This is a genomic window from Methylocystis heyeri, assembly GCF_004802635.2.
GTDB lineage: Bacteria > Pseudomonadota > Alphaproteobacteria > Rhizobiales > Beijerinckiaceae > Methylocystis > Methylocystis heyeri.
Genome location: NZ_CP046052.1, coordinates 3,092,197 through 3,115,676, shown reverse-complemented (window position 1 = coordinate 3,115,676; position 23,480 = coordinate 3,092,197). Strand labels below are relative to the sequence as shown.

General features: G+C 65.4%; 35 protein-coding genes and 1 tRNA gene. 2 read left to right on the top strand and 34 right to left on the bottom strand.

The window, feature by feature from the left end; translation table 11 throughout:
• The 14 genes from H2LOC_RS14145 to H2LOC_RS14080 form a co-directional block, all read right to left on the bottom strand.
• Window positions 1–1,593, bottom strand: a complete 1,593-nt coding sequence (locus H2LOC_RS14145; RefSeq protein WP_136497625.1) for a phage tail-collar fiber domain-containing protein — start codon at window positions 1,591–1,593, stop codon at window positions 1–3.
• Entirely contained in the window at window positions 1,590–2,243 is a 654-nt protein-coding gene (locus H2LOC_RS14140) for a phage tail protein I (RefSeq protein ID WP_162009775.1), read from the bottom strand. Before H2LOC_RS14140 ends, H2LOC_RS14145 begins: the two co-directional genes overlap by 4 nt.
• Window positions 2,240–3,187 carry a baseplate J/gp47 family protein gene (locus tag H2LOC_RS14135; RefSeq protein WP_136497623.1) on the bottom strand — a complete coding sequence of 316 codons (948 nt, stop codon included), beginning with the start codon at window positions 3,185–3,187 and terminating at the stop codon, window positions 2,240–2,242. Before H2LOC_RS14135 ends, H2LOC_RS14140 begins: the two co-directional genes overlap by 4 nt.
• Window positions 3,184–3,564, bottom strand: a complete 381-nt coding sequence (locus tag H2LOC_RS14130; protein ID WP_136497622.1) for a GPW/gp25 family protein — start codon at window positions 3,562–3,564, stop codon at window positions 3,184–3,186. The genes H2LOC_RS14135 and H2LOC_RS14130 overlap by 4 nt, the downstream gene beginning before the upstream one ends.
• 3 nt (window positions 3,565–3,567) lie before the next feature.
• Window positions 3,568–3,852, bottom strand: coding sequence for a hypothetical protein (locus tag H2LOC_RS14125; protein ID WP_136497621.1), 285 nt, complete (start codon window positions 3,850–3,852; stop codon window positions 3,568–3,570).
• Between the two features lie 11 nt (window positions 3,853–3,863).
• Window positions 3,864–4,430 (bottom strand): phage baseplate assembly protein V, encoded by a 567-nt coding sequence (locus H2LOC_RS14120; protein WP_136497620.1) that lies wholly within the window; start codon window positions 4,428–4,430, stop codon window positions 3,864–3,866.
• Complete coding sequence (locus H2LOC_RS14115; protein ID WP_136497619.1) at window positions 4,427–5,044, bottom strand: hypothetical protein; 618 nt, start codon at window positions 5,042–5,044, stop codon at window positions 4,427–4,429. The genes H2LOC_RS14120 and H2LOC_RS14115 overlap by 4 nt, the downstream gene beginning before the upstream one ends.
• Window positions 5,041–5,529, bottom strand: a complete 489-nt coding sequence (locus H2LOC_RS14110; RefSeq protein ID WP_136497618.1) for a phage virion morphogenesis family protein — start codon at window positions 5,527–5,529, stop codon at window positions 5,041–5,043. The genes H2LOC_RS14115 and H2LOC_RS14110 overlap by 4 nt, the downstream gene beginning before the upstream one ends.
• Complete coding sequence (locus H2LOC_RS14105) at window positions 5,529–5,966, bottom strand: DUF1320 domain-containing protein (RefSeq protein WP_136497617.1); 438 nt, start codon at window positions 5,964–5,966, stop codon at window positions 5,529–5,531. The genes H2LOC_RS14110 and H2LOC_RS14105 overlap by 1 nt, the downstream gene beginning before the upstream one ends.
• 250 nt (window positions 5,967–6,216) lie before the next feature.
• Window positions 6,217–6,293: transfer RNA gene (locus H2LOC_RS14100), tRNA-Met, on the bottom strand.
• Between the two features lie 8 nt (window positions 6,294–6,301).
• Window positions 6,302–6,535 carry a hypothetical protein gene (locus tag H2LOC_RS14095; RefSeq protein ID WP_136497616.1) on the bottom strand — a complete coding sequence of 78 codons (234 nt, stop codon included), beginning with the start codon at window positions 6,533–6,535 and terminating at the stop codon, window positions 6,302–6,304.
• Window positions 6,536–6,546: 11 nt separating this feature from the next.
• Window positions 6,547–7,503 carry a Mu-like prophage major head subunit gpT family protein gene (locus tag H2LOC_RS14090; RefSeq protein WP_136497615.1) on the bottom strand — a complete coding sequence of 319 codons (957 nt, stop codon included), beginning with the start codon at window positions 7,501–7,503 and terminating at the stop codon, window positions 6,547–6,549.
• A 17-nt stretch (window positions 7,504–7,520) separates the two neighbouring features.
• The gene (locus tag H2LOC_RS14085) at window positions 7,521–7,943 is read right to left on the bottom strand and encodes a hypothetical protein (protein ID WP_136497614.1); all 423 of its coding nucleotides are present in this window, start codon (window positions 7,941–7,943) and stop codon (window positions 7,521–7,523) included.
• 22 nt (window positions 7,944–7,965) lie between these two features.
• Window positions 7,966–8,958 (bottom strand): phage protease, encoded by a 993-nt coding sequence (locus H2LOC_RS14080; protein ID WP_136497613.1) that lies wholly within the window; start codon window positions 8,956–8,958, stop codon window positions 7,966–7,968.
• A gap of 115 nt (window positions 8,959–9,073) precedes the next feature.
• On the opposite strand from H2LOC_RS14080, the gene H2LOC_RS14075 reads away from it, so the two are divergent.
• Both H2LOC_RS14075 and H2LOC_RS14070 read left to right on the top strand, forming a co-directional pair.
• On the top strand, window positions 9,074–9,865 hold the full coding sequence (locus H2LOC_RS14075; protein ID WP_136497612.1) for a hypothetical protein: 792 nt from the start codon (window positions 9,074–9,076) through the stop codon (window positions 9,863–9,865).
• Window positions 9,866–10,092: 227 nt separating this feature from the next.
• The gene (locus H2LOC_RS14070) at window positions 10,093–11,814 is read left to right on the top strand and encodes a hypothetical protein (protein ID WP_136497611.1); all 1,722 of its coding nucleotides are present in this window, start codon (window positions 10,093–10,095) and stop codon (window positions 11,812–11,814) included.
• Between the two features lie 130 nt (window positions 11,815–11,944).
• Here H2LOC_RS14070 and H2LOC_RS14065 read toward each other — a convergent pair whose 3' ends face one another.
• The 20 genes from H2LOC_RS14065 to H2LOC_RS13975 all read right to left on the bottom strand — a co-directional run bounded on the left by H2LOC_RS14065 (window position 11,945) and on the right by H2LOC_RS13975 (window position 23,480).
• Window positions 11,945–13,105 carry a phage head morphogenesis protein gene (locus H2LOC_RS14065; RefSeq protein WP_136497610.1) on the bottom strand — a complete coding sequence of 387 codons (1,161 nt, stop codon included), beginning with the start codon at window positions 13,103–13,105 and terminating at the stop codon, window positions 11,945–11,947.
• Window positions 13,098–14,768 carry a DUF935 domain-containing protein gene (locus tag H2LOC_RS14060; RefSeq protein WP_202620467.1) on the bottom strand — a complete coding sequence of 557 codons (1,671 nt, stop codon included), beginning with the start codon at window positions 14,766–14,768 and terminating at the stop codon, window positions 13,098–13,100. Before H2LOC_RS14060 ends, H2LOC_RS14065 begins: the two co-directional genes overlap by 8 nt.
• Entirely contained in the window at window positions 14,768–16,378 is a 1,611-nt protein-coding gene (locus H2LOC_RS14055; RefSeq protein WP_136497609.1) for a terminase large subunit domain-containing protein, read from the bottom strand. The genes H2LOC_RS14060 and H2LOC_RS14055 overlap by 1 nt, the downstream gene beginning before the upstream one ends.
• The gene (locus tag H2LOC_RS14050; protein ID WP_136497608.1) at window positions 16,375–16,968 is read right to left on the bottom strand and encodes an MT-A70 family methyltransferase; all 594 of its coding nucleotides are present in this window, start codon (window positions 16,966–16,968) and stop codon (window positions 16,375–16,377) included. Before H2LOC_RS14050 ends, H2LOC_RS14055 begins: the two co-directional genes overlap by 4 nt.
• Window positions 16,965–17,531 (bottom strand): DUF3486 family protein, encoded by a 567-nt coding sequence (locus tag H2LOC_RS14045; protein ID WP_136497607.1) that lies wholly within the window; start codon window positions 17,529–17,531, stop codon window positions 16,965–16,967. The genes H2LOC_RS14050 and H2LOC_RS14045 overlap by 4 nt, the downstream gene beginning before the upstream one ends.
• A gap of 4 nt (window positions 17,532–17,535) precedes the next feature.
• Window positions 17,536–17,835 carry a VpaChn25_0724 family phage protein gene (locus H2LOC_RS14040; protein WP_136497606.1) on the bottom strand — a complete coding sequence of 100 codons (300 nt, stop codon included), beginning with the start codon at window positions 17,833–17,835 and terminating at the stop codon, window positions 17,536–17,538.
• A complete protein-coding gene (locus H2LOC_RS14035) occupies window positions 17,832–18,224 on the bottom strand; it encodes a DUF2730 family protein (protein WP_136497605.1) in 393 nt (130 codons plus the stop codon). Before H2LOC_RS14035 ends, H2LOC_RS14040 begins: the two co-directional genes overlap by 4 nt.
• 126 nt (window positions 18,225–18,350) lie before the next feature.
• Window positions 18,351–18,533: a hypothetical protein gene (locus H2LOC_RS14030; protein ID WP_136497604.1), complete on the bottom strand. Its 183-nt coding sequence runs from the start codon at window positions 18,531–18,533 to the stop codon at window positions 18,351–18,353.
• Window positions 18,520–18,738 carry a hypothetical protein gene (locus H2LOC_RS14025; protein ID WP_136497603.1) on the bottom strand — a complete coding sequence of 73 codons (219 nt, stop codon included), beginning with the start codon at window positions 18,736–18,738 and terminating at the stop codon, window positions 18,520–18,522. Before H2LOC_RS14025 ends, H2LOC_RS14030 begins: the two co-directional genes overlap by 14 nt.
• Window positions 18,735–18,965 carry a hypothetical protein gene (locus H2LOC_RS14020; protein ID WP_136497602.1) on the bottom strand — a complete coding sequence of 77 codons (231 nt, stop codon included), beginning with the start codon at window positions 18,963–18,965 and terminating at the stop codon, window positions 18,735–18,737. The genes H2LOC_RS14025 and H2LOC_RS14020 overlap by 4 nt, the downstream gene beginning before the upstream one ends.
• Before the next feature lie 144 nt (window positions 18,966–19,109).
• Window positions 19,110–19,649, bottom strand: a complete 540-nt coding sequence (locus H2LOC_RS14015) for a M15 family metallopeptidase (protein ID WP_136497601.1) — start codon at window positions 19,647–19,649, stop codon at window positions 19,110–19,112.
• Window positions 19,650–19,652: 3 nt separating this feature from the next.
• The gene (locus tag H2LOC_RS14010) at window positions 19,653–20,132 is read right to left on the bottom strand and encodes a septal ring lytic transglycosylase RlpA family protein (protein ID WP_425487303.1); all 480 of its coding nucleotides are present in this window, start codon (window positions 20,130–20,132) and stop codon (window positions 19,653–19,655) included.
• Between the two features lie 125 nt (window positions 20,133–20,257).
• The gene (locus H2LOC_RS14005) at window positions 20,258–20,653 is read right to left on the bottom strand and encodes a helix-turn-helix domain-containing protein (protein WP_136497600.1); all 396 of its coding nucleotides are present in this window, start codon (window positions 20,651–20,653) and stop codon (window positions 20,258–20,260) included.
• Window positions 20,650–20,868: a hypothetical protein gene (locus H2LOC_RS14000; protein ID WP_136497599.1), complete on the bottom strand. Its 219-nt coding sequence runs from the start codon at window positions 20,866–20,868 to the stop codon at window positions 20,650–20,652. The genes H2LOC_RS14005 and H2LOC_RS14000 overlap by 4 nt, the downstream gene beginning before the upstream one ends.
• Window positions 20,865–21,044 carry a hypothetical protein gene (locus H2LOC_RS13995; RefSeq protein ID WP_136497598.1) on the bottom strand — a complete coding sequence of 60 codons (180 nt, stop codon included), beginning with the start codon at window positions 21,042–21,044 and terminating at the stop codon, window positions 20,865–20,867. Before H2LOC_RS13995 ends, H2LOC_RS14000 begins: the two co-directional genes overlap by 4 nt.
• Window positions 21,045–21,092: 48 nt before the next feature.
• A complete protein-coding gene (locus H2LOC_RS21405; RefSeq protein ID WP_162009774.1) occupies window positions 21,093–21,599 on the bottom strand; it encodes a phospholipase D-like domain-containing protein in 507 nt (168 codons plus the stop codon).
• Window positions 21,596–21,850 carry a hypothetical protein gene (locus H2LOC_RS21400; protein WP_162009773.1) on the bottom strand — a complete coding sequence of 85 codons (255 nt, stop codon included), beginning with the start codon at window positions 21,848–21,850 and terminating at the stop codon, window positions 21,596–21,598. The genes H2LOC_RS21405 and H2LOC_RS21400 overlap by 4 nt, the downstream gene beginning before the upstream one ends.
• 12 nt (window positions 21,851–21,862) lie before the next feature.
• A complete protein-coding gene (locus tag H2LOC_RS13985; protein WP_136497597.1) occupies window positions 21,863–22,663 on the bottom strand; it encodes a regulatory protein GemA in 801 nt (266 codons plus the stop codon).
• On the bottom strand, window positions 22,660–22,845 hold the full coding sequence (locus H2LOC_RS13980; RefSeq protein WP_136497596.1) for a hypothetical protein: 186 nt from the start codon (window positions 22,843–22,845) through the stop codon (window positions 22,660–22,662). Before H2LOC_RS13980 ends, H2LOC_RS13985 begins: the two co-directional genes overlap by 4 nt.
• Window positions 22,842–23,480: a DUF3164 family protein gene (locus tag H2LOC_RS13975; RefSeq protein ID WP_136497639.1), complete on the bottom strand. Its 639-nt coding sequence runs from the start codon at window positions 23,478–23,480 to the stop codon at window positions 22,842–22,844. The genes H2LOC_RS13980 and H2LOC_RS13975 overlap by 4 nt, the downstream gene beginning before the upstream one ends.

The following is a 23,480-nucleotide window of genomic DNA, read 5'->3' as shown; positions in this document are numbered from 1 at the left end:
TCACCCGAATTCGAAGATAAGGGCCGCAGCCCGGCCGCCGGCTCCGCCCTGCTGAGCCTGCCCGCCATAGCCCCCGGAATCGCCGCCGCCGCCGCCCGAGCCGAAGCCCCTACCGGCGCCGCCCGGCGCATAGCCGGGAGCCCAGGGCGACTGGCCGTCGGCCCCGACGCCGGCCCCGCCCCAGAAGCTCGCGCCGCCGTTTCCGGCGCGGTAATCGTAATTGTCGCCCTGCCGGCCCTCGCCGGGATTGCCCGGCAGGATGACGTCGCCGACGGCGACGCTGATGTCCGTCGGCGGCGGTGCGCCGCCATAGCCCACCGAATTGAGCCCGGCCTGTCCTCCGGGCGCTACCGCGATCGAGCCCACCGAGGAGAGCGACGGCGCTGCCGCCTGGCTGTTGGGCGAGGCGCCCGCGGGCGATGGCGCCGTGGCCGCCGCGAGCGTGACGGCGAGGGGTCCGGTCGCGCGCGGATCGAAGAATTTCCACACCGTGCAACCGGCCTCGCCGCCGCCGCCCACGAGATTGGACGCCCCGGAGGAAGCCCCGCCCGGACCGCCCGGGCCGGTGAGTATCACCCAGCAGAATTTGGCGTTGGCGTTTGGCGTATAGGTCCCCGAGGACCAAAAGCCCTGGACCCCGAGAAATGAGGTCTTGAGGCTGAGCAGATTGGCGAGCGTCGAGGTGAGATAGGAGGCCGGATTGCCCGGCCGCATCAAAGCGACGAGATCGGACAGCTGCGCCGCGCCCGCGCCCAGCGTCGAATAATCCATATTGATCGAGCGGTCCCCTTTGACCGTGACCGCGTTTCCGGAGCCATAGACCAGCGCTGTGAAACCGGCCCGCACCTGCGCCAACGTCGGCCAGGGCAACGCGAAGCCTCCGAGCGACGCGCCGGCTACGAACTCAGCATCGGTGGCCGGGCGGCCATAGCCGGTGTTGCCGCCGTCGACGACGGGTTGGCCCTGAGCCGGAGCCGCGGGCTGGGAGGCCGGCCGCAGTCCGAACACGCGCCGAATCCAGCCCGTGGGCGTTTGCGTATCGGTCTGGGTGAGCGGGGCCGCGGCCGTCGGCAAATTGGCGTTGAAGGCGTTCTCGACCTCGACCATGGTCACGAAATTCGCGCTCGGCGGCGTGATGACGACATTGGCCGTGTTCGAGACCACAATCGCCGCTACGAACATCACCGTGTTGATCTGGCCCTGTTGAGAGGTCGTTTTCTCGATGTTGGTGATGCCGAGGACGCAGAGATTGCCTTGCTCGTCCCAGATCGCGAATTCCCGGATGGTGAAGCCACCGACCTCGACGCCGTTGACCACATCGGGGATGACGCATTGAATGTCGATCTGATTGGCGGCCTGATCGTCCTGATTGACCCCCGTGATGGTCTGCCCCGACCACACCTGATGGGTGAGGCCATTCTGGGCCACCAGCGTCGAGAGCATCGGCACGGCGCCATTGCCGTCGCCGACCGCCAGCGTGCCGCCGACGAAATTGAACGGCGGCAGCGGATTGGGCGAGGAGCCGCTGGCGTCGATCGCCGCCTGCCGGTTGAGAAAAGCCTGCGTGACTTCGGTGGCGTAGAGTGTGGTCATGCGGCCCTCGTGAGCGGCGCGAATTTCTGCGGCAGGATTTTATTGAGCGGCAAGCAGCGCGAGCCCGCGCCGACGCGGATTTGCGGGGGCGGAGGCGGCGCGGCCTGGGGATAGATTTTGGCCTGCACCGAGAAATTGCAGGCGGCGCCCACATAGAGCGCGCCCGCGGGATGCTGCACCCTGATGCGCACCGCCGGCATGTCGCGCACATTCTTGCGGTTGAGCGCGCTCTTCATCACCGCGCCCTTCATGTCGGGCAGCGGATCGCCGGGGTTGATGACCGCCTGCACGAAGAACCACGGCCAGACCAGCGAGGCGTCCTGGAAGAATTCGACGATCTCGATCCGGTAGCCGGTGTCGAGCGCGATCTCCGCCTCCAGCGCCGGCGGCGAGCCGTAATCGACGTGGTCCTGGAACGACGAAGCGACTCGAGAACGGTTTCCGGCTTCGTCGGTGGGGTCGTAAAAATGGATCGAGCGCTCCCAGGCGAGGAAGGGGACGAATTGAGCGTCGCAGCGCGAGGGGTTGCGTTCTCTCCGGATGACGTCCGTATCGGTGTCGAGGATGCGCGCCGAAACCGTGGAATTGACCCGCATCCACGGCGTCGCGCTGGTGGGGAGCAGATCGTCGGTATCGCCCGGCTGGCTCATGGCGCGGGGCTCCATGTGATGTTGATGGCGGTGCAGACCGGGGCCGAGAAGGGCGCGCCGCCGATCGAGGGCGGGTTGTTCATGTCGATCGCGCCCGAGAAGGGCAGGAACAGCTCCACGCCCTTCACGAGGCCGGGCTGGTTGTTGTAGCCGATCGCCGCCATCAGCCCGCCGAGCGTGACCTCGCCGCCGATGGTCTGGACCGCGGAAGCATAGGCCGCGGCGGCGGCCCATTGCGCCGCCTGGACCGAGGGTCCGTCCGCGCCCTGTCCGAGCAGCAGATTGGCCTTGATCTGATATTGCAACAGCTCCGCCGGCACGACGTTAATGAGGTCATTGACCTTGCGGTCCGCGCGCCCGGCGGCCCCGAGGAACTGCGCCTTGACCGCCGCAAGCGCCGCAGCGGGCACGGCCCCCGAGGCGTGAGCCCCGAGCAGCACGATGCGCACCTCTCCCAGCGCGACGCCCGGAACCTCGTGGCCATAGACCGCGGCCTGGGCGAGATCGGCCGGCGCGGCCGAGAGGGCCTGATATTGATAGCCGCCATAAGAGCCCCCTTTGCTGAGGTTCTCCCAGGCGAGCTGGGCGCGGGTGCGCAGACTGTCGTCGCTCTCTCCGGAGGCGCGCGCCGTGCCGACATTGGCGGCGAGCTGATCGAGATCGGTCCCGACCGCCTTGGCCAGCATCGTCGCCAGAACCGCCTCATTGACGCGCTGCCTGACCAGCCCCTCACGATAGGCGTCGGTGAACTGCAGCATCGAGCCGGGGTTGCTGGTGAGCGAGGTAACGTCATAGGTCGGCAGCGACGGGTCCTGGACCACCGCCTGTTGCCAATAGATCAGGAACTGCTGGAACCGCGCCGCGATAATGGCGTCGAAGGTCCAGTTCTCCAGCGCCGTCGGCGCCGGCAGATTGGCGAGATTGATGGTCTGGAACCGGCTCATTGCGCAAAGCCTCCCACCACGACCTGCAGGCCGGCGTTGGTTTCAACCACCGAGTAATCTCCCTGCAGGGCATTGGGGTAGAAGTCGCCGGTGAGCGCGAAACCGACGCGCCCGTCGGCGCCGAGCTGCTTGGCCTGGATGTTCTTGAGCCGATAGCCGGGCTCCCATTTTCTCAGCGCTTCGGCGATGGCCATGAAGTGGTCCATGATGGTGAGCGCATTCTGGGGCGCGTCCTGGAGCGCGGGGGCGTCGGAGCCGAAGGAACGGCCGAGCGCGAGCGAGCCGATCGCCGTGCGCGCGATGAGGCCGATCGACTGCTGGCACTCGGCCCAGCCGGTCAGAACCGCTCCGGTGTTGGCGTCGAGCCCCACGCGCATGGATCAGCCCTCGGCCGCCGGCGGCGCGGGCTGCTCGGGCGGCGTGAAGCTCGGGGCCACGGGCTGCTCAACCTTGATGCTGTCGCCCGCCTTCGCGTCCGCCGGCGCCGGCGCCACGATCTGCTCCAGCAGCAGATGCGTCATCGCCGTGGGCGGCGCGGCGAAGACCTCCCCCAGCGCGCGGCGGGCGCCATGGATGCGCCCGGCATTGCTGGGCTCCTTGGTCACCACATAGAGCTCTGTCGGCGCATCCATGGCGGCGCTGCGCACGGGCGTTCTAACGGCCATTCAAACCTCCTTTAACCGGGCGTTACGGCGGTCGGGACCAGCACATAGGACTGGCCGCCGATGATGATTTTCAGATTGGCGAGCGAAGAGACTTCGAGATGCACGAGCTGCCCCGGCATCGCCCGCACCGCGGCGCCGTCGGCATGGGTGAGTTCGGCGTTTTTCGCCGCGTTGACCGCGGTCTTGTTGTTCGCGTTTTCGAGCGAGGCCTGCGCGTCCGTGGTGCGCAGCCGATTGCCGTTGCGCTGAGCGCGAAGGTCCTCGTCGCTCGATTGCGACGGCGCGGGGTTGGCGTCGTGAAAGCCGCCTGGAATAACGAAGCCGTTGGCGGGATCGCCCGAGGGGCAAAGGAACGTGATCTGCTGGCCGACTTTGAGCGGCGCCCAGTCGGCCCCCGAGCCCGCGTGCCAGCCCACCGGCACGCTGTGGGTGTCGTAGCCCACGTCCAGAACCGCGCCGCTTTTGGGGTCGAAGCTTTTCACCGTGCCGACCTGGACTACGGCGGCGAGACGGCGATGCAGCTCGGCGACCTGAAAGGAAAGATCGTCGAGGCGCTTGAACAGCGCAGAATGGCTCATGGCCGATACCCCGGCAGATTGGGGGCGTCCGTCATCGGGTCGGCGCCGGGCACGGGCGCCGGGGCCGCGCCGGCCGAAGGCGGCGCGATGAATTCGACCCCGTTGATGTAGAGCTGCGCCAGCGCCGTGATGACTTGATCGGTCGGCTGTCCAGGCGGCACCAGGGTCACGGGAGACGTCCAGGTCACCTCCCACAGCGCGAGGCCCGCGTCGATGAAAGCCTCGTGATACTGGTTCTGGGCGCGGAGCTTTTCCGGCGAGAACACGCCGTCGAGGCCGAAGCGATTGCTCGCCACAGCCAGCGTCACGGCGTTGGCGATCAACATGGCGGAGACGTCGCGTGGATTGGCGGTCCCGTCGGTGTTCTTGGTGTCGCGCGTGACGATGACGGCGGAAAATTCGACCGGGACCTGCAGCCCGTAATTATTGCGCTGCAGCTCCTGGAAGCCGAGCATGGCGACGCGGATCGCCGGCGTGCGGGTCGCGAAGGCGGCGATATCCTGCTCGCGAAACGCGCCGAGATGCGGCTCGATCGAGGGCACGCCGGGGATCTTCGCCTTGAGGCTCGCCACCACGGCGTCGCGCAGATTGGCGAGGGAGGAGGCAAAACTCATTGGCCTGCGACCTCCCCGATGAAGCGTTCGGCGACGCGGATCATCTCGGCCTTATTGGCCTCGGACAGGCCGACATATTCGCGCGCGGGGATCGTCACGCGCTTGCTGAACACCTTCTTGCCGCCGGCCATGAAGCACAGCGCCTTGGCGTTCTTGGGCGTAATCGTCGCGCCATATTGATGCACGCGCGCGCCGATCCAGCCCGTGCCCCAGCGCGCCTCGGTCTCGGAGGCCTGATAGTCGATCGAGCGGGCGAGATGGGTTCCGGTGACGAACAGCGCGCCGCGGCCGTCGCGGGTCGGCTTCCATGCCGCGCCGCCGGGCGTGGTCTTTTCCACCTCGAGTCGGCGGGGGGTCTGCATCTGGCCGAGGCGCCCGAGCCCTTCCATCAGCTCGTGCTTGTCGAGCGCGCCGAGCGCATTGAAGCGCGTGATGACGCCCTCCAGCCCGGTGACCTTGACCTCGAAGGAGACGCCGTCCGCCATCACATGCCCCTCAAGCGGTGGCGCGAGAATTGGCGCGGGTCGGAGATCATCACCGCTTCCTGCGGCGAGGGCGCCGGCGCACCGGGCGCCGGGTTTTGCGGAACGCCCGCCTTGCCGGCGGCGACGAGTGCGAGGAAATCCTTCGCGTCCTTGATCGCCTCCTTGACGATCTCGTTGCGCACGCCGGGCGTGTTCGAGAGCTGCCCCATGGCGAGATCGCAGCACAGGCCCTTGAGCAGCGTCGCGCCATCGGGCGAAGCGTCGACCGGCAAATTGTAACGCTGCACCAGATAGCCGTTGATCTGGGCCGCGGCGGCGTCGAGGGCGGTGGTGATCCGCAGCGGGCTCGAAACGCCCGTCTCCGGGTCGATCGAGGCGAGCGCGACGAGATCGCTGCCCCATTTCGCGGTGAGATCATCGGAAGTGGCGTAGGCCATCGGATAAAGCGCTCCCTCGTGAAATTCGCGAGGGAAGGCGCAAGCCTTCCCCCTTGAGCCCTGCACGCCGGGCCTGCGTCGCTATCCGCGTAGCGCTCGCCTACTCCGAACCCCGTCCCGCCGGCTCCTCCGTGAGCTGGTGGCGGGCTTTGCCCATGGTTCGTTTCGCTTCGGGATGGTGCTTCCTCCGGCCATCCCCGCGTTTTTGATCCGCGAGGCGTTGGAGCCTTCTGCCTTTGCCGGAGGAATTTGGTAGCGGGGGCGAGATTTGAACTCGCGACCTTCAGGGTATGAACCTGACGAGCTGCCGGACTGCTCTACCCCGCATCAAAGGATCAGGCGGCGGCCCCGCCTGCGGGAGGATCGGCCGGCGGGGCTGGCTTTCGGATCGAAAGGTATGGGTCGCCCTCGATCTCTGCGAGCTGCTCCGTGCTGAGCGTCGAAAGGTCCACCTCGACCTCGCTCGGCCCGAACCACAGGCCGCCGCGCCAGCGGCCGTCCTCGGGACCGCGCACCTTGATGATCTCGCCCTTCTTGCCGGCCGGGTTCTTGATCGCAGCTTTCGCCAATGCCGCCTCCTTTAGTTCAGCCACGGCGTGGCGAAGACTTCGATCGAGTTCATGTCGGTGTTGTCGATGACCGCCGGGACGCCCGGCGCCGGCACCTGCATGCCCGGCGAGCCGTCGGTGGGCAGGAACTTCGCCTTAATGAGGTCGGTCGCGAGGTCTTTCTGATTGGTGCCGACGACGAGCAGATTGGGCTCGATCCCAAGCGGGCGGCCATAGTCTGCGGTCAGCGCGCGCATCGCCGCGCGGGCGGCGCGGAAATTGGTGCGGTTGAGCGGGGCGCTGCTCATGAAGGCGAGCTGCCACAGGCCGAAGCCGGCGTTGCAACGGCCGTCGACGCCATATTCATATTCGTTCCGGAGCCAGACCATGTCCGACTGCTGCGGATTGGTCTTGGAAACAAATTCGAATGCGCGCCGGGTCTGGTAGATCATCGGTTTGACGGCGCGCGTGGTGTCGAGCAGATACCAATTATAGCCCGCTGCCCCCGCCTGATAATTGGAGGCGAAAACGGTGACATTGCCCAGCGCGTCCTTGATGGGATGATTGGTGTCGAAGAAGTTCTGGCCGTCGTAGCAGGGCGAGGTATGCCCGGTTTTGAGCAGGCCGTAGACCAGCTCGTCGGGGAACAGCGCGACCGAACGCCCGAGCTCGGCGAACATCGGGTTGAAGAGGCCGTATTGATCGTCCTCGATCTGCTCGCGCTTGACCCCGATCGTGGTCTCGTAAGTCTTGTTGCGGATCTGATAGCCGAAGGCGTCGAGCGAATTGACGACGCGATCGCCCAGCCATTCGCGGAACCTCGGCATCTGGCCGAGCCAGCCGTAGTTCTGGGCCGAGGCGCTGGACGGCACCGACATCGCGACCTTGTTCCAGGTCGGGTCGACGCCCTTCAGCGCATCGTTGAAGATGAAAGAGAAGCCCTGGAAGATCGCCTGCAATACGCTCGGCGTGATGATCGTGCCAGCCATGTTCTAAGAGCCCTTTGTCAGCTGAATTTGACCCAGACCAGGCCGGACGGATCGATGTCGAAGACGACGCCCGCGACCGGCTGCGTATTGCCGCCATTGGAGTGCGAGACGGTGTTGTCGTCGGCGGCGTAGCAATTGGCCCCGATGTCGCCGACGGTGACCGGATCGGTCGCGGAATTGTTCATGGCGAAGACGCCGGTTCTCACCTCCGCCGTCATCGCGTTGGCGACGCCGAGGCGATTGTCGGCGGTGGCGTCGGCGACCCCGATCACGCGCAGCGCGGCATTGGCCGAGGCCGGCACGGCGACCGCGGCGGCCCCGGCGCCCGAGAGCGCCACCATGCCGCCCTCCCAGCACACCGTCGCCGCGGCGACCGGCGGAAAGCGCGTGCGCGCCTGTTCGCGTTCCTTGAGCCGATATGCGGCCTGCAAAGCGGTCATCAAAGCCTCCTAAAAGCGTGCCTCAGGCCGTCGTCTGAGCGGCGAGATGTTCGGCGAATTTCTTGGGGTCGATCCCCATGACCTTGGCCGCTGCGAGTTGATCCGCGTTCAGCGCGACCTTGTTTGCGTCCTGCTGCTGCGCGAGATCGACGACGGAGGTGAAGAAGGAAGGCGCGGCGGCGAGGAAGCCCTCGAACTGCTTGACGCCTTCGTCGTTCGAGCAGAGGCGGACATAGAAATCCTTGGTCGCGGGCGTGATCTTGCCGGCCTTCAAGGCGCCGTCGACGAGGCTTGCGACCTTGGCGGCGCGCTCGTTGGAACGATGCGTCTCCAGCGCCGTTTCGGCCGCTTTCGCACGGTTGAGCGCGACGTCGTAATCCGCGCGCGGCACGTAAAGGGCGAGCGAGACCTGTCCGGCCTTGGCGGCGTTGAGGCTGGTCTGCAGCGTCTCGACGGCGGCGATGGCGTCGTTCTCGGTTGCGGTTTCCGCGAGACCGAGTTTGGCGAGAAGGTTCTTCATGGAAGCTCCATGGGAGTTGAGGGCGGGCATGACGAAGTTCGGCCGGTTGACGAGCCCCGCGCCGGCGATCGAAAGAACCGCCCCGGCTTTGTCGGTGATCAGCGCCGGCGAAATGTAGCGATAGGATTTCGCATTGAGCGCCGCGGCGCCCGAGGGCGTCCATTCGACGCGGCCCCAGATCGCGCCCGCGCGCAACTCGAGTTCCTTGATCCATCCCGCGGCGGGAGCCTCTTCGCCCCGCGGCGCGCGGTGGAATTCCGCGTGGTTGATGTCGATCGGCAGATCGAGCCCGCGCGCCTTGAAGACGTCGACGACGCCCTGCGGATCGCGGTTGAGAAAGACGCGACTGTCATTGCCCACGACCTTCTCGCCGGCCGGCACGAGCTGGACCCATTCCGGCGGCGCGTCGCCCTCGAAATTGAGCGCGACGCCGGCCCCGAGCCCCGGAAGGTCCAAGGCGGCGTTGAGAGAAAGAGTTTGCGTCGGGCTGTTCATGTGAGCACACTAGCCCGGCCCGCCAGCCTGTCTCGACTGCGACAGCTGTCGTAGGCGTCTCCCGAAAATCAGCCGCCTAACCTGCCCTCGGCTTTTCGCCGAGGGAGTTCCCACCATGTTTCGATATCTGAGAGGGCTGGCGCTGCTCGCAGCCCTCGGCTTCGCGAGCCCGGCGCTCGCGATCACCTGCGCGCCCGGCGCGTCCTGTTCGCTCACTCAAGGGACCTGGACCGATCTCGGCGCGGGCCCCTTGCAGGTGAACAACACCGGCCTGTTCCAGGCCCAGCTCGCCGTCAGCACGGATTCGACGCTGGCCGCGGCGCCGTCCGGGACGCCCACGACCTATCTCGGACCGGGCGGCGTCGCCTATTTCTCCAGCGCGGCGCATGTCTGGGCGCAGGCCTCCGGCCCGACCGGCGCGACCATCCTCGCCTCCGCGATGGCGACGCCGGCGACGCCGGTGACGGTGGTCAATCCGCGCAGCGTGACGCCCGACACCAGCCAGAACGATTTCCACGCCACCAGTCTCGGCGTGACGCAGTTGCATAACGACATTGGGGCTGCGGCGACGGGCGTCTCGCCGCCGTCGGGCGGGACCGGGCTATTGGGCTGGCTGAGCGGGATCTATCAGATACTCGCCGGCACGGCCGTCGCGCCCCTGTCCGTGACGCCGGTCAGCGGCATCCCGTCCCTCATCACTCCCTCGGACAGCGTGACCTTTCCGCCGCCGAAATACGGCATCGCGCTAGACGTCAGCGCGACCGGCGCGATCAAGCTCGGCTGGCCGAACGGCTATACGCGCACGATCATCCTCAACGCCACGGGGCCGTGGACCTTCGATGACGGCGTGAACCAGATTTTTGTCACCGGCAGCACAGCGACTTTCGTCGCCACGGCGCGCAACTGAGGAGCGAGACGATGAGGTTTTTCTTTGCGTTTCTTCTCGCGCTTTGGTCCGTAGCGGTTCCCGCTGCGGCTTTCCAGAGCGGCTTTTCCGCTCCGCCCGCGCTCACTCAGACGACGATCGCCCCGGCGCTGAACAGCGTAGGATCTGCGGCATATAATACGGCCCTCATTCAAGCCGCCTTTGACGCCGGCGGAGAGATTTTCCTCCGGGGCTCCGGCGTCGCCTATGTGTCCAAGCTTTGGATCGGCAGCAACACGCATCTGCATGTCGACCCGGCCATGACAATTCGGCAGGCGCCTGGGTCCAATGGAAATCTGATCAGCACCAAGGCGGCCAACCGCGCGTGGCAGAGCGCCACGATCACGTGGACGTCAGGGCTGACGGCCACATTGACCCAGACCGCGCATGGCTACTCGGTCGGGAGCCCGGTTGTCGTCGACGGCCAGACGGATGTGACCGATAGCGCCTACAGCTGTGTATGCATCGTGCAGAGCGTGATCGACGCGAACAATGTCGTCATCTCGCTACGCCGGACGCCCGCAGCAGCGGCGACCGGAACTATCCAGGGGAAGCTGGCTGACCAGAACGTATGGATAGAGGGAGGCCTCTGGGACTTTGATCAGGCCAACAACGCGGGGGCGCCTGTGGGCGTCAACAAGGTTTCGTTGGTCATGTTCGGCGTGCACCGACTGAAAGTGGAAAACGTTTCGGTCACAAACAGCGCCAAATATGCTCTCTTTCTGTTGTCTGTCGCCGATGTCGAGGTCCGCGGGCTCGATGTCGTCAACATGCCGTCCGACGCCCTGAAAATTCAGGGACCGGCGACCAACTTTACAGTCGATCGCGTCTCCATCCGCTCCAACGGCGACGATGGGGTCACTGTGCAACCGATACAACCGTACGCCTATCCTGGCTGGAATCTCAACCGCGGCGGAGATATCCTGAACGGACATGTGCGCAACGTGTCGTCGACTAAATATGTGCTGACGGGGATGGTCGCGGGGATTTACGCCCAGCCGAATTTTGTCGTCGACAACATCGTATTTGACGGCATCTCCGGAGAGGCGGGCAACATCGTCTCCTACCAGAACGGTGGCGCCAATACGTCCGGAGGCCCGACCGCGAGCACGATAGGCTCGACCGAAATTGCCAATGTGGAGACCGACGGAACGCACGTGGCCGTCTCTCTTATCGCAAATCTCCCAACTGGACTGACGATAGAAAATCTTCTTCTGCGGAACATAAACGATGCGAATACTGCGTCGATATCCGTCGGCCCGATCAACGTCGGTCCCAACACGACGGTAAAAAAACTGAACGTTCTCGGCGGGTCATTTAAAAACCCTCCAGCCGCGAACCAATACATCTACCTCAGCGGAGCGCTGGAAAGTTTGACCGTGGATGGGCTTTACATCGCCGGAGCGAATGCGTCCATTTTGCAGTCCGCCTCTGGTGCGTCACTGTCCAACATGACGATTTCCCGGTGCAGGCTGAACGGAATTTCGAGACTGGCATATCTCGTAGCGGGATCGACGGGAAATCCCCTATTCGTCGTAACCGGCAATTACGGTTCGGCTGCCCAAGGCCTCGCAATCTCGGAAAGCGCCGACGCATATTTTGAGGGGAATAGTTTCTCGGGAATTTCGTTGGGATTGGTCCGAGCTTACAAATCCGGCGCGGATATCCCCAACGTGTCTGTCCGTTCCGGCGGAGGCAATATTCTGTCGGGTGGTTCGATCTGGCTGACCCTGGTGACCGGGACGGAGGTCATGTCCCTATACGGCATGGACATCAGGGCGGACGCCTCGATAATCACACGAGCGGATGGGGAGTATTTTTACAATACCAACCCGGCGCTCGGAACGCTCGGCGTAGCGGGGCTGATTTTTGGCCAGGGAACGGCGACTGGCTCCCGTCATCTCATGAGCAATCCGTCGCTGGCTTACTGATCGGCCGAAGTGGAAGCAATCGGCGCTTCCAGCGCGCGCGTTAAAGGCCCATTGAAGGCTCTGGGCGCGTGTTTCTCATAAACGGCTCCGGTTGGAGCCTCGAAGCGCCCAGGGCCCTCCCTGGGCGTTTCTATTGGTCGTTCTCAAGCTCTTCGAGATAGACCGCCGCGCCGGCATTCTCGACCCGCAGCCGCAGCCGCCATTCGACGCCGGCGAGCGTCGCCGTCACCACCCCGTCCTCGGATATGGCGCCCTTGTCGAGCGCGGCCTGCACGGGTTGATAAAGCTCCGGCTCCAGGTGGATGTTTTGGGCGTCCTTCACCGAGAGCCGCAGCGTGCGCGAGGTCGCGCCGATCCTTTTGGCGGTCGCCTCGGGGATCTCGGCCATCGGGATCGCGATCTGGCCGCGCGAGACCTGTTCGGGATCGGTCGAGGTCGGATCGAAATTGACCCCGCCGCCGGCGATATGGCGAAACAGCGAGGAGCCGGCGAGATCGGCCGCCGCGATGCGGCGGGCTTCTTCGTCCATGCCGTCCAGCCGGCCGGCGATCAGATCGGCCGCCGATTGCATGCGGAACTTGCCCGGATTGTGATCCCAGCCCGGATCGATGCCATTGGGCACGCGCGACACCTCGCCGGTGCGCTTGTTGACGAAGGTCCGCGAGCCGAAATCCTCGGGCTGCTGGCCGAAGCGAATTTTGGTTTTGGCGTCGTCTTCGGAGAGCTGGCCCGTGCGGCACTGGCACAGCCACGCGCTCGGCGGATAGTGCGTGTCCCACCACGGATCTTCGACCGGGAGCACCGTGCCGACCCACGCCAAATGCTCGAGTCTCTTATGGCCTGCGGTCGAGATCAGATATTCGAGATAGGGCAGCACGCGGCGGGTGCGCCATGTGCGCTCCCATTCGCCGGCGGCATAGGCCGAATTGACATTGGCCCAATAGATGGTCTTGAGCCGCCGCGAGGAGCCGAGCTGCACGGTCTGGGCCTTGCCGGTGAGCGGGTCGATCGCTTCCTGCTTGCCCCACCAGCCCTTAGCCTTCAGGACCGGCTCCAGCTCCTTTTTGAAATCCTCGAAGTCCTGGCGCTCACGGATGGCCTTGGAGAGGGCGTCCTTGACGTCGCCCAGCACATCATAGCCGGCCGTCCGCGCCACGGTGAAGGCGCGGGCGTGTTCGTCGCCCATGACGTCCTGCCAGTGCCAGGACGGCGCCAAGCCCTTCTCGTCGAAATAGCGCGTGACCTCTTTCGGCGCGTGCTTGAAGGCCTCGGGAGCGAAGGGGTCAGTCACGCTTGCCCCCGGCGAGGCCGAAGCCGCGGGCCTTCAGCGCCGAGATCGCCAGCCGCTGCTCCAGCTCCTCGGTAGGAAGGTCGCTGAGAAGCTCGTTCAAACGGGCTTGAAACTCCTCGTAAGAGCTGCTCGCCTTGAGCGCGTCTTGGATCGCATCCTTGAGCGGGCCGAGCTGCTCCTCCCAGTCCGCGGCCTCCTCGGCGCCGATGGCGTCCACGGCGTCGGGCTCGGCGGATTCGGCGTTGAGGGAGACGCGGGTCTCGCCGCAGCAGGGGCAGCCGCCACGCAGCCGCTGGCTATTGGTCGCGGCATCCGCCAGCTCGCGATCGCCGGGGGCCTTGGGCGCGGGCTCCTTTGGTTTAGCCGGCGCCAGAACCTCGTCGCCGTCCTCGGGCTTGCTGAGCCCGATCTTCTCGCGGACTTCATCCGCCTTCACCTTGAGCCCGAGCGGCACGAGGATGGCGAGGGCGTTGGAGATCGCCGCGACGTCCTGCGGCTCGGCGACCGGGATCACGACACGCGGGACCGGCGCGCCGTCGCCGAAGTTGAAGGCCACGAATGGCGCGATGAGATCGCGGTTGAGCGTCGCGGCGAGCTGGCGGGCGTCGGCCTGCTTCAGGTCGATCCTGATCTGGTTATGGACCTGCGCCTGGGCGAGCGATCCGCCGTTCTCGGACGTCATGGTCTGGCCGAGGATCGCCTTGGACATTTGCTGATCGAGGAATCGGCACAGGCTCTCGAAAGGCGTCGAAGCGCCGAAGCCCGCGCTCTTGGTCTCCAGCAGCTCGATGATCATGCTCTCGGGGATGATCGCAGCGGCGTCGGCCGCGATCTGCGTGACCGCCTGCAGCAGCTTGCGGCGATCCTCCGGCGTGGCGGCCGGGTTGTATTTGCCGAGGCGGATCGGCATGCCGTAGATGTCCAAAAAGCTCGCCCAATCCTTGAGGGCATAGTTCTTGAACAAAAAGGCCCAGGCGCAGGCGCGGGCGAAGCCGCCGCGGATCGGAATGCCGCTCTTGATCTTCGGCGCATGGACGATGAAGCGCGACGGCGGCAGCTCAAGTCCATCGATCGTGCCCAGCGCCTGCAGCCGCACTTCGCTGCGCGAGATGAAGTCGAAAGTGAAATATTTGGGGTCGCGCCAGACATAATAGGGCTTGAGCCAGGGCTGCGGCCCCTGGCCCCACAGGATTTCGACGACGGAATAGCCCTTGCCGAGCCCGTCCATCAGATCCTCGATCATGTCAGGCAGCAGGGGATCGTCGAGCAGCTGCTGCACGGCGGCGACGATCTTCGGGTCATCCTTCGGCCCATCGATTACGGACGGCCGGATCTCGGCGAGCGCCAGCTTGCGGGTGCGGAGCACCGAAGCGTAATGGTTGTCGCGCTCCTCCATCTCTTCGGCGAGTTCGAGGTAGGGGCGATGATCGCCCCGGATCGCGCCGCGCAACAGCGCAGCCAGGCGTTCCGGCTTGAGGCCCGAGGCGACGGACTGATCCCACAGCGTGCGCACGCCGACGAGCTCGGGGGCCGCGATCTCTTCCGAAGCCTTGCGGCGATCGGAGGGCGAAAGCTCGCGGCGGACAGGGCGTCCGTCCGGCCCGAGGATCGGCCGCGGCCCGTGCATACCGATGGCGTCCTGGTCCGCCGTGAGATCGTCCATCAATAGAGCCCTCCCTGCGGCAATCTCAGATCGTCGGCCTCGTCCTCGCCGCCGCGGGATTCGCGCAGGGTCGAGGCGGACTCGTAGTCATATTCGATGAAGGCGGTGCGGCATGCGGCATAGGCCAGCATCAGTGCGACGGCGGAATCGCCGTGGCGATCCTTGGCGACGCCCGACTTCAGCGCCGGCACATGGGGCACGCCCGCTTTCACCGCGACGAGGCGGAGATCGGAATGGATGTCGGCGTCCATCGGGATCTCGATCATGTCGTCTTCGAAGGCCTTTTTTAGAGGCTCCGTATTTTCCCGATACCAAGGGATGTTCAGGCTGACGGCTTCGGTGCGCAACGCGCCATATTGCTGCATCGCGAATTCGGCGATCGACATGCCGAGGCCGGTGGCGTCATGCTTGGAGCCCGCGAAATTAGGGAGGCGATCGCAGACATATTGCAAAATCTGCTTTTGCTGATCGAAAGGCATGCTCCGTATCTCGACGACAAAAGGCGTGACACGTTTAAGGCCGCGTGTCGTAGCCAAGGGCCAGAGCACTGTGAGGTCGGAGACGCGGGCATAGTCGCCGCCGAGGTGATGCGAGACCCTGCGGTCGCATTGGTCGAGCAGCGGTTTCAATTCACGATCGCACCATTCCTTGATGTCCACCTCGCGCAGATGCTTGGGCCAAAACGTGAATTCCGAGGGTCGCGCGACGCGAATTACAGGAATGCCCTTCTTTGCGCGCGCTTCGATTAGCGGCGCGGTGAGCCACGATCCGTCGCCCTCGCGCGGGATGCAAAAGAGTTCTTCGTCGGCCGCGTCGCCATATTCGCGCACGATCCCTGCGCGCCACGCCGCTTCGCCTTCCAGCGTCCATTCCTCGCCGGTGCGAAGACACACCCGCCGATAAAGCCCGTCTTTAATGGCGTCGTCGAAATCGAAACGCACATAGCCATAGCCCTTGGCGCCGCCCTTGGCCTCCTTGACCAACTGGTTGAAGGGATTGGCGTCGCCGTTGTGGGTCGAGATCACCAGCACCCGGCCGCCCCAGATCAGCAGGGCGAGCGCCGCTTTCATGAGTTCCGCGAGATCGTCGTGGAAGGCTGCCTCGTCGATGATGACGAAGCCCTGCATGCCGCGAAGACTGCGGGGGCGCGAGGGCAGCGCGATGATCTGAAAGCCGCTGGCGAATCTGATCCGGAACGCCTTGACGAATTTCTCGGGCTCGTCCTCGAACAGATATTCTTCCGTCTCGGCGGCGGCCTCGGCGAAAGCCTTGGCCCACATGGCGCAGGTGTCGATGAACTCCCGCGCCATTTCGAGGTTGTAGCCGATATAAAAGGCGTCCATGCCCCGCGCGGAACTCGCGCTCGCGGCGGTCAGAACGGCCTCGGCCGCCACCGCCCAGGTCGCCCCGGTGCGGCGGCTCTTCTCGCAGACCGTGACGCGAAACAGCGCGGTCGTGGAGAGCAGCGTCTTCTGACATTCGATCAGGACGCCTTCAGGCTGCTCGGAGTCGAAGTCGGGCGGGAGCGACTTGAGGCTTTCCTGCCGCAGCGCTTTCCACTCGGCCTCCGTGATCGCCCGTGGCGAGCGGATTTCGGTCGGGCCGCTCATCCTTCCTCCCCGTCGAACTTCGTCCGCTCATTGCCCCAATTGTCCCAGCCGCGGCGCGATTGGCGCGAGAACAGGTCGAGCTTCTTGACCTTGGGAAACATCCGCTCGCATTTTTCGTAGATGTCCTCGGGCTTGCGCGAATGCTCGCGCCGCGCGGCCTCGATCAGATTGCGTTCGGAGCGAGAGACGATCTTGGGCGCGCCGATCGCGCCCCAGAGATAGACTTCCAGGCAAGAATGCTCCCAATAGCCGGTTCCGAATGCCCACTTCGGATTCTCGCAACCGCGCTTCCATGTCGGGGAGCGCTTGGCCCAGCCGCCATAGCTCTTGTAGGCGAAGCCCCAATGCTGCATCAGGTCGAGCTGCATCGGCAGCTGCGCCGATGTGGTCCAAAAGCAGATCGCACAATTGGGCGCGGCGAGCCGCCAGACGGGAAGCTCATAAAGCTCTTCCCGGCTCATGGTGGGATAGTGGCGCTCGGCGCTCTTGCCCATGCCCTTTTTCGAGCGCGTGATATAGCGGTGCGGATTGTCGGCGTGGATCAGCCCATAGCTGCCCTCTTGCAGATCGCCGAAGGGCCGGTCATTCATGGCTTCCTCTGGATGCCGAGGAGTTCAGCCTTCAAGCGCTCGCGGGTCTCGGCCGAGAGTCCCGTCTTCGCCGCCACCTTGTCGACCGCCTTGCCGGCCTCTTCCTTAAAGGCCTCTACGGCCTTGGAGCGCCGCTCGGTCGAAAGCTTTTGCCCCTGAATGGTGGCGAGATAGGCCCGCGACAATTCCATCGCCCCCTTGGGGCTGAAATCCTTGCCGTCGGAGTCTAGCATTTCCGTGATCAGGACCTTGATCAGCTCGCCGATGACGAGATTGGTCTGATCCACCCGCTCGGGGGTGAACTGCGGGGCGAGGCCTTCAAACAAGGCCCGGCTTTCCGCCAGCCGCCGCGCCGCGGAAGCGACCCGCACGGCCTTGCGGTTGAAGGCGCTCTTGCTGATGCCGGGGAGGCCCTTGGCTTCGAGCATTTCGTTCAGCTCGCAGCGAATCTCCTCCTGGGTGCGCGAGCGCTCGTTGAGCTGGGCCATCGCCCAGACGATGTCGTCCCGCGCCTCCTCGGGCAGCAGGTCGATCGAGGAGAGCCGCCCGCGTCCCTCGGCCATGGGGTCACTCCGCCGGGCTCGGGCGCTTGACGCCGGTGATGACGCGCCGGCGCTCGACATGATCGAGCCCCTTCTGGGTGAGCTTCGCGATCAGCACGGAGCCGATCTCGTTGACGGTGGCGGCGCCCATTTCGGCCAGCCAGCGCAGCTCGTCGTGGACCCATTCGCGGGTCTTGGTGATGGCCCAGCGCTCTTCGAGGTCCTCGCGCAGCGCCTCGCTGTTCCAGCGACCGTCGGGCTGTTCGGCGAGATCGCGCAGGATGATGAGGCGGGCGTGTTCGCGGATGATCTGATCGGCGCTCATTTCGCCCGCGCCTCCGCCGCCGCCGCGCGCTGCTCGGCTTCGATCGCACGCTCCTCCGCGCGCTGATATTGCCGCGAGATGGTCTTTACGTTGTCGATCAGCGCGTCGAGCTTCGCAGTCACTGTCGCCTGCAGCGTGGCGACCGCAGTCGCAAGGGCGTGAAGCTCCTTTTGCGTCGGCAGATGCTCGATCTCGTTTTCGACCCGAGCCAAGCGGCTTTCCATGCCGTCGACGCGCTCGAACAGGCGCGTGATATCCTTGCGCCCCTCCTTGAACTCCCCTGACAGATCGTCGATCGCCTTCTGATCGCGGCGGTAAAATGCGCCCCAGATCGCAACGCCGAGGGCTGTAGCGACGGCCGCCCATTGTGCCCCAGTTCCGACATCCATTATCTGCCCCAACAGCCCGCGAGAGTGAAAACGATGATGAAAGGCGTCGCCACCAGCAGGGCGGCGCCGAGGAGCATGAGGAGACGCGCCGCTCCCATGACGCGCCCAATGTTTGCGCCGCCTGTCTCATCGACAGGCGGCGCGGGTTTTCCCGTAATCGCCGATCATTCTGGCGAGCTGCGAGTTCCTGGGCAGCTCGTGCAGTTCGTCGGCGGCCTTTCGCTCCTGGGCGGCCGAGTAGGTCACGAGCGGCGGACAACCGCCGCCCGCGCTCACGCAGGCCGACACCAGAAGGCTAAAACCGACCATTGCGAAGATCGTCCTCCACATCGGAAAGGTCCTTCTGCTGCGCCATTATCTGCCCTTGCCGCTTGGCGGTGGAGGCATCCGCCTCGGCGCGATCGGCCCGCTCTTTCTCGCTCCCGGCTTTGCCGAGAGCGTCCATCACGGCGCGGCCGAGCGCATAGGCGACGAGGCCGGCGACCGCGAGGGCGGCGAGCAGCGTGGGGTTCACGCCGTCACCTTGTGGGTGGCGCGGATGCGGCCATAGAGCGCCACGGCGCCGGAGACCACGCCGATGGCGCTGGAGACGAGGCCGCCGCCCTGCGCCAGGGCCTGCGAGATCGCGTTCTGATCGTCCGGGCTCACGGTGTAGCCGAAGGTCGCGGCCGTGCCCGCGCCGATCGCGACGAGACTGCCCCAGACGCCCGTGCTCTGATACCAAGGCTTCGTATTTTCCATTTTCTCTCTCCGTTGAAACGCCGAGGGCTCAGCAGCCCCAGCGAAAGCAGTAAGCGGTCGCGAGACCGACCCTCAGAAGCGCCGAGCCGCAGAGGCCGGCGAAAACGGACCACGCCGCGACGCGCAGAAAGGCGTGAGCGTCCATCAGTCCACCGTCGCGAATTGGAAGTGCATGGGGTCGGGGCGGTCTTCCCAGCGTCCGCCCCAGATCCAGCCGTGCTTTTCGAAGCACTGCACGATCAGGCTGACGGACTTGAAGAAACCATGATGCTGGCCGAGCTGGTTTTCGCCGGCGTCGAAATCGAGCGCGAGCGCGTAGGCGTGCATGGAGGTCATGGAGCCGCCGCGCATCTGGCGCACAACCCAATCGCCCGAGAAGCGGTCGATGTGCAGCGCTTCGATCTTGGCCTGGCTCTTGCCGCAGCTCTCCCAGATGTCTTTGAGCACGAGCTCCAGCGACGGCGCGGCGCATCGGTTGACCTTCAGAAAATGGATATCGAGATCACCCATGCGCATCTGCCACGGCGGCTGCACATGCTCGATATGCACGCCGAACTGCGGACGGCTGGGGTTCCCGAATAGCTTTAAGCACTCGCTCTGGAGCGGGCGCGAAGGCGGGATCGCCGGCGCGGCAGGCTTGGCTATAGGCTTCGCGACAGGCTTCTGGACGGGCGCTTTGGCCATGGATCATCTCCCCAGGATGGCGACGCGCACGGTTCCGACGCCGCGGCGGACAAGGCCGACGACGCTGGCGGCGCCGCGCGAAAGATCGAGAGAACGCCCGGTCCATCTGGCCGGGCCGCGGTCGTTGATGCGCACAACCGCGCAGCCGGAAAAACACACCCGCAGCTTTGTGCCGAAGGGCAGCGTGCGATGGGCCGCCGTGAAGCCCCATTGATTGAAGCGCTCGCCGTTTGCGGTGTGGGAATTAGGCTCGTATTTCCGCGGGCCGCCGCCATAGAAGGAGGCGAGCATCGCGTGGCCGATAAGCGGCTGACGGACGGCGAGGCGCAGCGGCGCCCGTTTGCGCGCAGCGGTCACATGATCGCCTCCCGTGGAAGACCCTGAAAACAGCGCAGAGAGGAAATCGCCCACGGAAGCGGCCTTCGCCGGCGCGCAAGACGCGGCGGCGATGAGAAGGGCCGAAATGAGGGATTTGATTTTCACCGGGGACGCCTCTGCTTCGATGGGTCGAAGCTAGACGAGGCGGGTTCCTCAATTCGACTGCGACAGCTGTCGCAGCAACGAGGCTGATTTAATCGTGAGGGTGAATCGGCTTTAAAGCAAGCGGCCTAAAACAGCCGGCCCTGCGGGTCGTCGAGATCGCGGCGGCGCGCCGCGACACGCTGGACGGTGCGCAGATGCACGCCGAGGCGACGCGCCACCTCGACCTGATTGACCCCTTCTTCGAGCAGTTTCACCGCCGTGCGGCAGGCGCGCTGGTAGAAGCGGTGCGGGCCCAGGGGAATCAGGAGGCGGACTCCGATGTCGTCACTGAAGTGGGCGCAGATCTTGTCCGCGGCCTCGCGTCCCACGCATTCGACCAGCCAGTGGCCGTCGCGCGCGCGGGGCGGGAAATAGACGCCGGTTCCGCCTCTTGCCTCGGCCAGTTTCAGCGCCGCGACGAGCCCCGCCGCGTCGGCGATCTCCTGGAGCGTGGGGGGCAGGAAGAAGGTTTCTTCGCTCAACGTCCGGCCTCGCGGACGCTGACGAGGGAGCCCTCGATGATGCGATAGGAAAGGCCGCCGACGACGATGCGGTAATCACGCGCCTTAATCGATTCCGCCGCATCGGCCGCGCGCCCGAGGCTCTCGGAAAGAGCTGCGCGCAGGGTCTCGACCGGAAGGGTTCCGGCGATGCGCAGCACATCGAGCAAGGCGTGGTCCGTCACCTTAACGCTCATGGCGTCGCTCCCTTGGCTTTCTGCTCTTCGAGAAACCGCTTGAACGCCTCGCCATGAACGACGAGGAACTTCATGACCTCGATGCCCTGGACCAGCCGGGCCTCGTGCATCTTGGCGATCTCCGGTGCGCCGATAGGGCATGAAGGCGAACTCGCCGCGGTAGTGCTGGAGCACATGCTCCAGCTCCTCCTGCACCCCGCGCGGAGAAGGCTTGCTGAAATCGTTCAAGGCCTCCTCCACATCGCTTCGAAGGCCTTTTCAAAGCGGTTCAAAGCCTCCTCGCATTGGAGCGCGACGAGGGAATTGTCCTGGCGCATGAGACCGCTGTGGGTGAAGTTGCCGGCGCCCTCGCGCAAGATTCCGTCTGCGGCGTAGGCCTTCAGATGCATGAAGGGCGCAGGGGAAGCCTTGTAGCGGATCTCCGCCGAGGGCTCGGCGTGCAGCCGCTCCATGGCGGCGGCGAGCGCCCTGGGCTCGCGCGAGAGGCGCCCGTCGCGGTAGAGCCGCACCGTGACGCCGCGACGCGCCGCCTCGGTCAGCGCGTCGATGACGGGAATCGAGGTCAGCACATAGGCCGCCATGTCGATGCGATGCTTGGCGGCGCCCAGCAGATCGACGTCGATTTGTTCGAGGTTCTCCTGCGGCGCATAGGCGATGCGCCGCAGCTCGCAGGGGCCGGCGAGCGCCGGCGATGCGAGAAGGATGAGGGAGAGGAGCGAGAGGCGCTTCACCGGCGGAACTCCGGGGCTTCCTCGAACTGCTTTTCGACCGCCAATCTCACCTCGTCGCAAAGCCTCCAGGCGATTTCGCGCGGCAGAGGAAGATCGAGAATGAGGGTTTCGATATTGCCGACCTTCGCGAACTGCCTCGCGCGGCCGGCTGAGCGCGCCTGCTCCAGCAGCTGCGCCTGATTGACCAGCAGCTCCTGAACGCGTTTCTCCAGGCGCTGGACTTCCTTGCTTTCGCGTTTGAACCAAATCATCTGCAAGCCTTTCTAGCCTTTGAATGGGGGATTTCTCTCGCCGTTGCAGGCGCCGCAAGGGACGCCGCGGAGGGTATCTTTGATGTTGAGGTCTACGCGATATCTGAGTTCGCCGCCGCAGCGCCGGCAGCGAAACAGGGTGAAACCGCCGATCGCATCCGTGCCTCTGTCGGCCCTCCGCTTCTTCTCTTCCGCCATCGCGCGGCGCAGTTTTTGCCCGAGGCGGTTGGCGAAATCGTCGATCCGCGTCGGGCTCACCCCCGCGATCTCCGCCTGGAAGGCGAAATCGAAAGAGACGCCCGGCATGCCGAAGGATTGGAGCGCATGGAGCTTCTTCGCGATCGCCCGGCACACCGCGCGCTTTTGCGCAAAGGACCCGGCATCGCGACCGACCGGCCATTCGACGCCGCCGGCCCGCGCCAGCCAGCCCCGCAGCGCCTCGATCGCCTTGCTGGCGTCCTTGGCGTCGGTGAGCCAGCGGGTGTGATCAATCCGGGTCTGGCGCTTGACGAACTGCGCCAGAGCGGCGTCGTCGCGGTTGTGGATCAGGCCGAGATTATATCCCGCGATCCAGAGCGCCTGAAGGATCTTGGCATAAGGCCCTTGGAGCCTCACCGCTTTCCCCCGCGCCGAGCCGCAATGCACGGGCGGGATGTCGAGCCCCTTGAGAAACAGCGCGGCTTCTTCGTCGGTCAGTTCTGTGGAAGACCGTTTGCCGAACTGGCTCCACAGCATGTCGCGGTAGAGCGCGTCGTCGAGGCCCTGCTTGCGCAGCGCGGCGTGGATGGCGCGGCTTTGTGCGGCAGTGGTCATTGGCGCGCTCCCTGTTGCAAACGCAGGCCGATCATGACGAGCGCGACGGCGGCGCAGCCCGAAAGCAGCGCCAGCAACAACGCAAAGCCGAAGGCCTGTTCGGCGAGCCCGGAAGCCACGGCGACGACGCCATGTGCCGCGACAGCCGCGGCGAGGGTGTAGAGGAAAGACGGCCGGCTCATGCTGAAGCCCTTTCCGCGCTGGCGAGATCGACCGTGACCGGGCGCCATGCGCCGTCCGGCGTGTCGCGCTCGGAAAAGCGCAGATAGGAGCGCGAGCCGATGACGCGAATACTGTCGCGCACGGCGTTCATGGCCTGCGTCCAGCGCTCGTCCTCGATCTCGACGCGCAGCAGCATGAAGATTTCGGCGCGATTGATGCGGCCCTCCTTGTCGACCTGAAAGGCGCGGGTGACCAGGGCGCGGATCTCGTCGCGGGAATCGGCCGCCCATTCGTTGAGGCATTCGTCGACGAGGCTCTTGGCCGCCTGCAGCTCGGGCCCGAACTCGAGCTGATCCTGCACCTGGACCTGGACGCGCATCAGCCCGTCGAAGCTGGTGAGGGTGAGATTGCCCTTCTGGCCGCCGAGTTTGGCGCCATAGTCCTGGGCGACGAGGGCCTGCAGCGAGCCGATGTCGTCGTAGCAATGGCCCTTGAAGCGGGCGATCTGGGCCGAAATGTCGGTCGCAAATCCCATGATCTTGCGCACCGTCTCGTCGAGGAGAAGGTCCATCGGCTTGATCGCGCTTTCGGGCACCAGCGCGCCTCTCGCGTCCATTCGATAGGGCTTGCCGTTGATGATCTGCACGGGGTCCAT

Excerpts from the sequence above, each read along its gene's own strand:
- H2LOC_RS14090 (WP_136497615.1), bottom strand. The coding sequence starts at position 7,503 with ATGGCTGGCACGATCATCACGCCGAGCGTATTGCAGGCGATCTTCCAG.
- H2LOC_RS14060 (WP_202620467.1), bottom strand. The coding sequence starts at position 14,768 with ATGGACGATCTCACGGCGGACCAGGACGCCATCGGTATGCACGGGCCG.
- H2LOC_RS14120 (WP_136497620.1), bottom strand. The coding sequence starts at position 4,430 with ATGAGCCATTCTGCGCTGTTCAAGCGCCTCGACGATCTTTCCTTTCAG.
- H2LOC_RS14105 (WP_136497617.1), bottom strand. The coding sequence starts at position 5,966 with ATGGCCTACGCCACTTCCGATGATCTCACCGCGAAATGGGGCAGCGAT.
- H2LOC_RS14045 (WP_136497607.1), bottom strand. The coding sequence starts at position 17,531 with ATGGCCGAGGGACGCGGGCGGCTCTCCTCGATCGACCTGCTGCCCGAG.
- H2LOC_RS13975 (WP_136497639.1), bottom strand. The coding sequence starts at position 23,480 with ATGGACCCCGTGCAGATCATCAACGGCAAGCCCTATCGAATGGACGCG.
- H2LOC_RS13985 (WP_136497597.1), bottom strand. The coding sequence starts at position 22,663 with ATGACCACTGCCGCACAAAGCCGCGCCATCCACGCCGCGCTGCGCAAG.
- H2LOC_RS14125 (WP_136497621.1), bottom strand. The coding sequence starts at position 3,852 with ATGGCCGTTAGAACGCCCGTGCGCAGCGCCGCCATGGATGCGCCGACA.
- H2LOC_RS14130 (WP_136497622.1), bottom strand. The coding sequence starts at position 3,564 with ATGCGCGTGGGGCTCGACGCCAACACCGGAGCGGTTCTGACCGGCTGG.
- H2LOC_RS14055 (WP_136497609.1), bottom strand. The coding sequence starts at position 16,378 with ATGAGCGGCCCGACCGAAATCCGCTCGCCACGGGCGATCACGGAGGCC.
- H2LOC_RS14020 (WP_136497602.1), bottom strand. The coding sequence starts at position 18,965 with ATGGAAAATACGAAGCCTTGGTATCAGAGCACGGGCGTCTGGGGCAGT.
- H2LOC_RS21400 (WP_162009773.1), bottom strand. The coding sequence starts at position 21,850 with ATGATTTGGTTCAAACGCGAAAGCAAGGAAGTCCAGCGCCTGGAGAAA.
- H2LOC_RS14115 (WP_136497619.1), bottom strand. The coding sequence starts at position 5,044 with ATGAGTTTTGCCTCCTCCCTCGCCAATCTGCGCGACGCCGTGGTGGCG.
- H2LOC_RS14080 (WP_136497613.1), bottom strand. The coding sequence starts at position 8,958 with ATGAACAGCCCGACGCAAACTCTTTCTCTCAACGCCGCCTTGGACCTT.
- H2LOC_RS14050 (WP_136497608.1), bottom strand. The coding sequence starts at position 16,968 with ATGAATGACCGGCCCTTCGGCGATCTGCAAGAGGGCAGCTATGGGCTG.
- H2LOC_RS14135 (WP_136497623.1), bottom strand. The coding sequence starts at position 3,187 with ATGAGCCGGTTCCAGACCATCAATCTCGCCAATCTGCCGGCGCCGACG.
- H2LOC_RS14000 (WP_136497599.1), bottom strand. The coding sequence starts at position 20,868 with ATGAGCGTTAAGGTGACGGACCACGCCTTGCTCGATGTGCTGCGCATC.
- H2LOC_RS14040 (WP_136497606.1), bottom strand. The coding sequence starts at position 17,835 with ATGAGCGCCGATCAGATCATCCGCGAACACGCCCGCCTCATCATCCTG.
- H2LOC_RS14015 (WP_136497601.1), bottom strand. The coding sequence starts at position 19,649 with ATGGCCAAAGCGCCCGTCCAGAAGCCTGTCGCGAAGCCTATAGCCAAG.
- H2LOC_RS14030 (WP_136497604.1), bottom strand. The coding sequence starts at position 18,533 with ATGGTCGGTTTTAGCCTTCTGGTGTCGGCCTGCGTGAGCGCGGGCGGC.
- H2LOC_RS14145 (WP_136497625.1), bottom strand. The coding sequence starts at position 1,593 with ATGACCACACTCTACGCCACCGAAGTCACGCAGGCTTTTCTCAACCGG.
- H2LOC_RS14140 (WP_162009775.1), bottom strand. The coding sequence starts at position 2,243 with ATGAGCCAGCCGGGCGATACCGACGATCTGCTCCCCACCAGCGCGACG.
- H2LOC_RS14075 (WP_136497612.1), top strand. The coding sequence starts at position 9,074 with ATGTTTCGATATCTGAGAGGGCTGGCGCTGCTCGCAGCCCTCGGCTTC.
- H2LOC_RS13995 (WP_136497598.1), bottom strand. The coding sequence starts at position 21,044 with ATGTGCTCCAGCACTACCGCGGCGAGTTCGCCTTCATGCCCTATCGGC.
- H2LOC_RS14110 (WP_136497618.1), bottom strand. The coding sequence starts at position 5,529 with ATGGCGGACGGCGTCTCCTTCGAGGTCAAGGTCACCGGGCTGGAGGGC.
- H2LOC_RS14035 (WP_136497605.1), bottom strand. The coding sequence starts at position 18,224 with ATGGATGTCGGAACTGGGGCACAATGGGCGGCCGTCGCTACAGCCCTC.
- H2LOC_RS13980 (WP_136497596.1), bottom strand. The coding sequence starts at position 22,845 with ATGAGCCGGCCGTCTTTCCTCTACACCCTCGCCGCGGCTGTCGCGGCA.
- H2LOC_RS14085 (WP_136497614.1), bottom strand. The coding sequence starts at position 7,943 with ATGACCGCTTTGCAGGCCGCATATCGGCTCAAGGAACGCGAACAGGCG.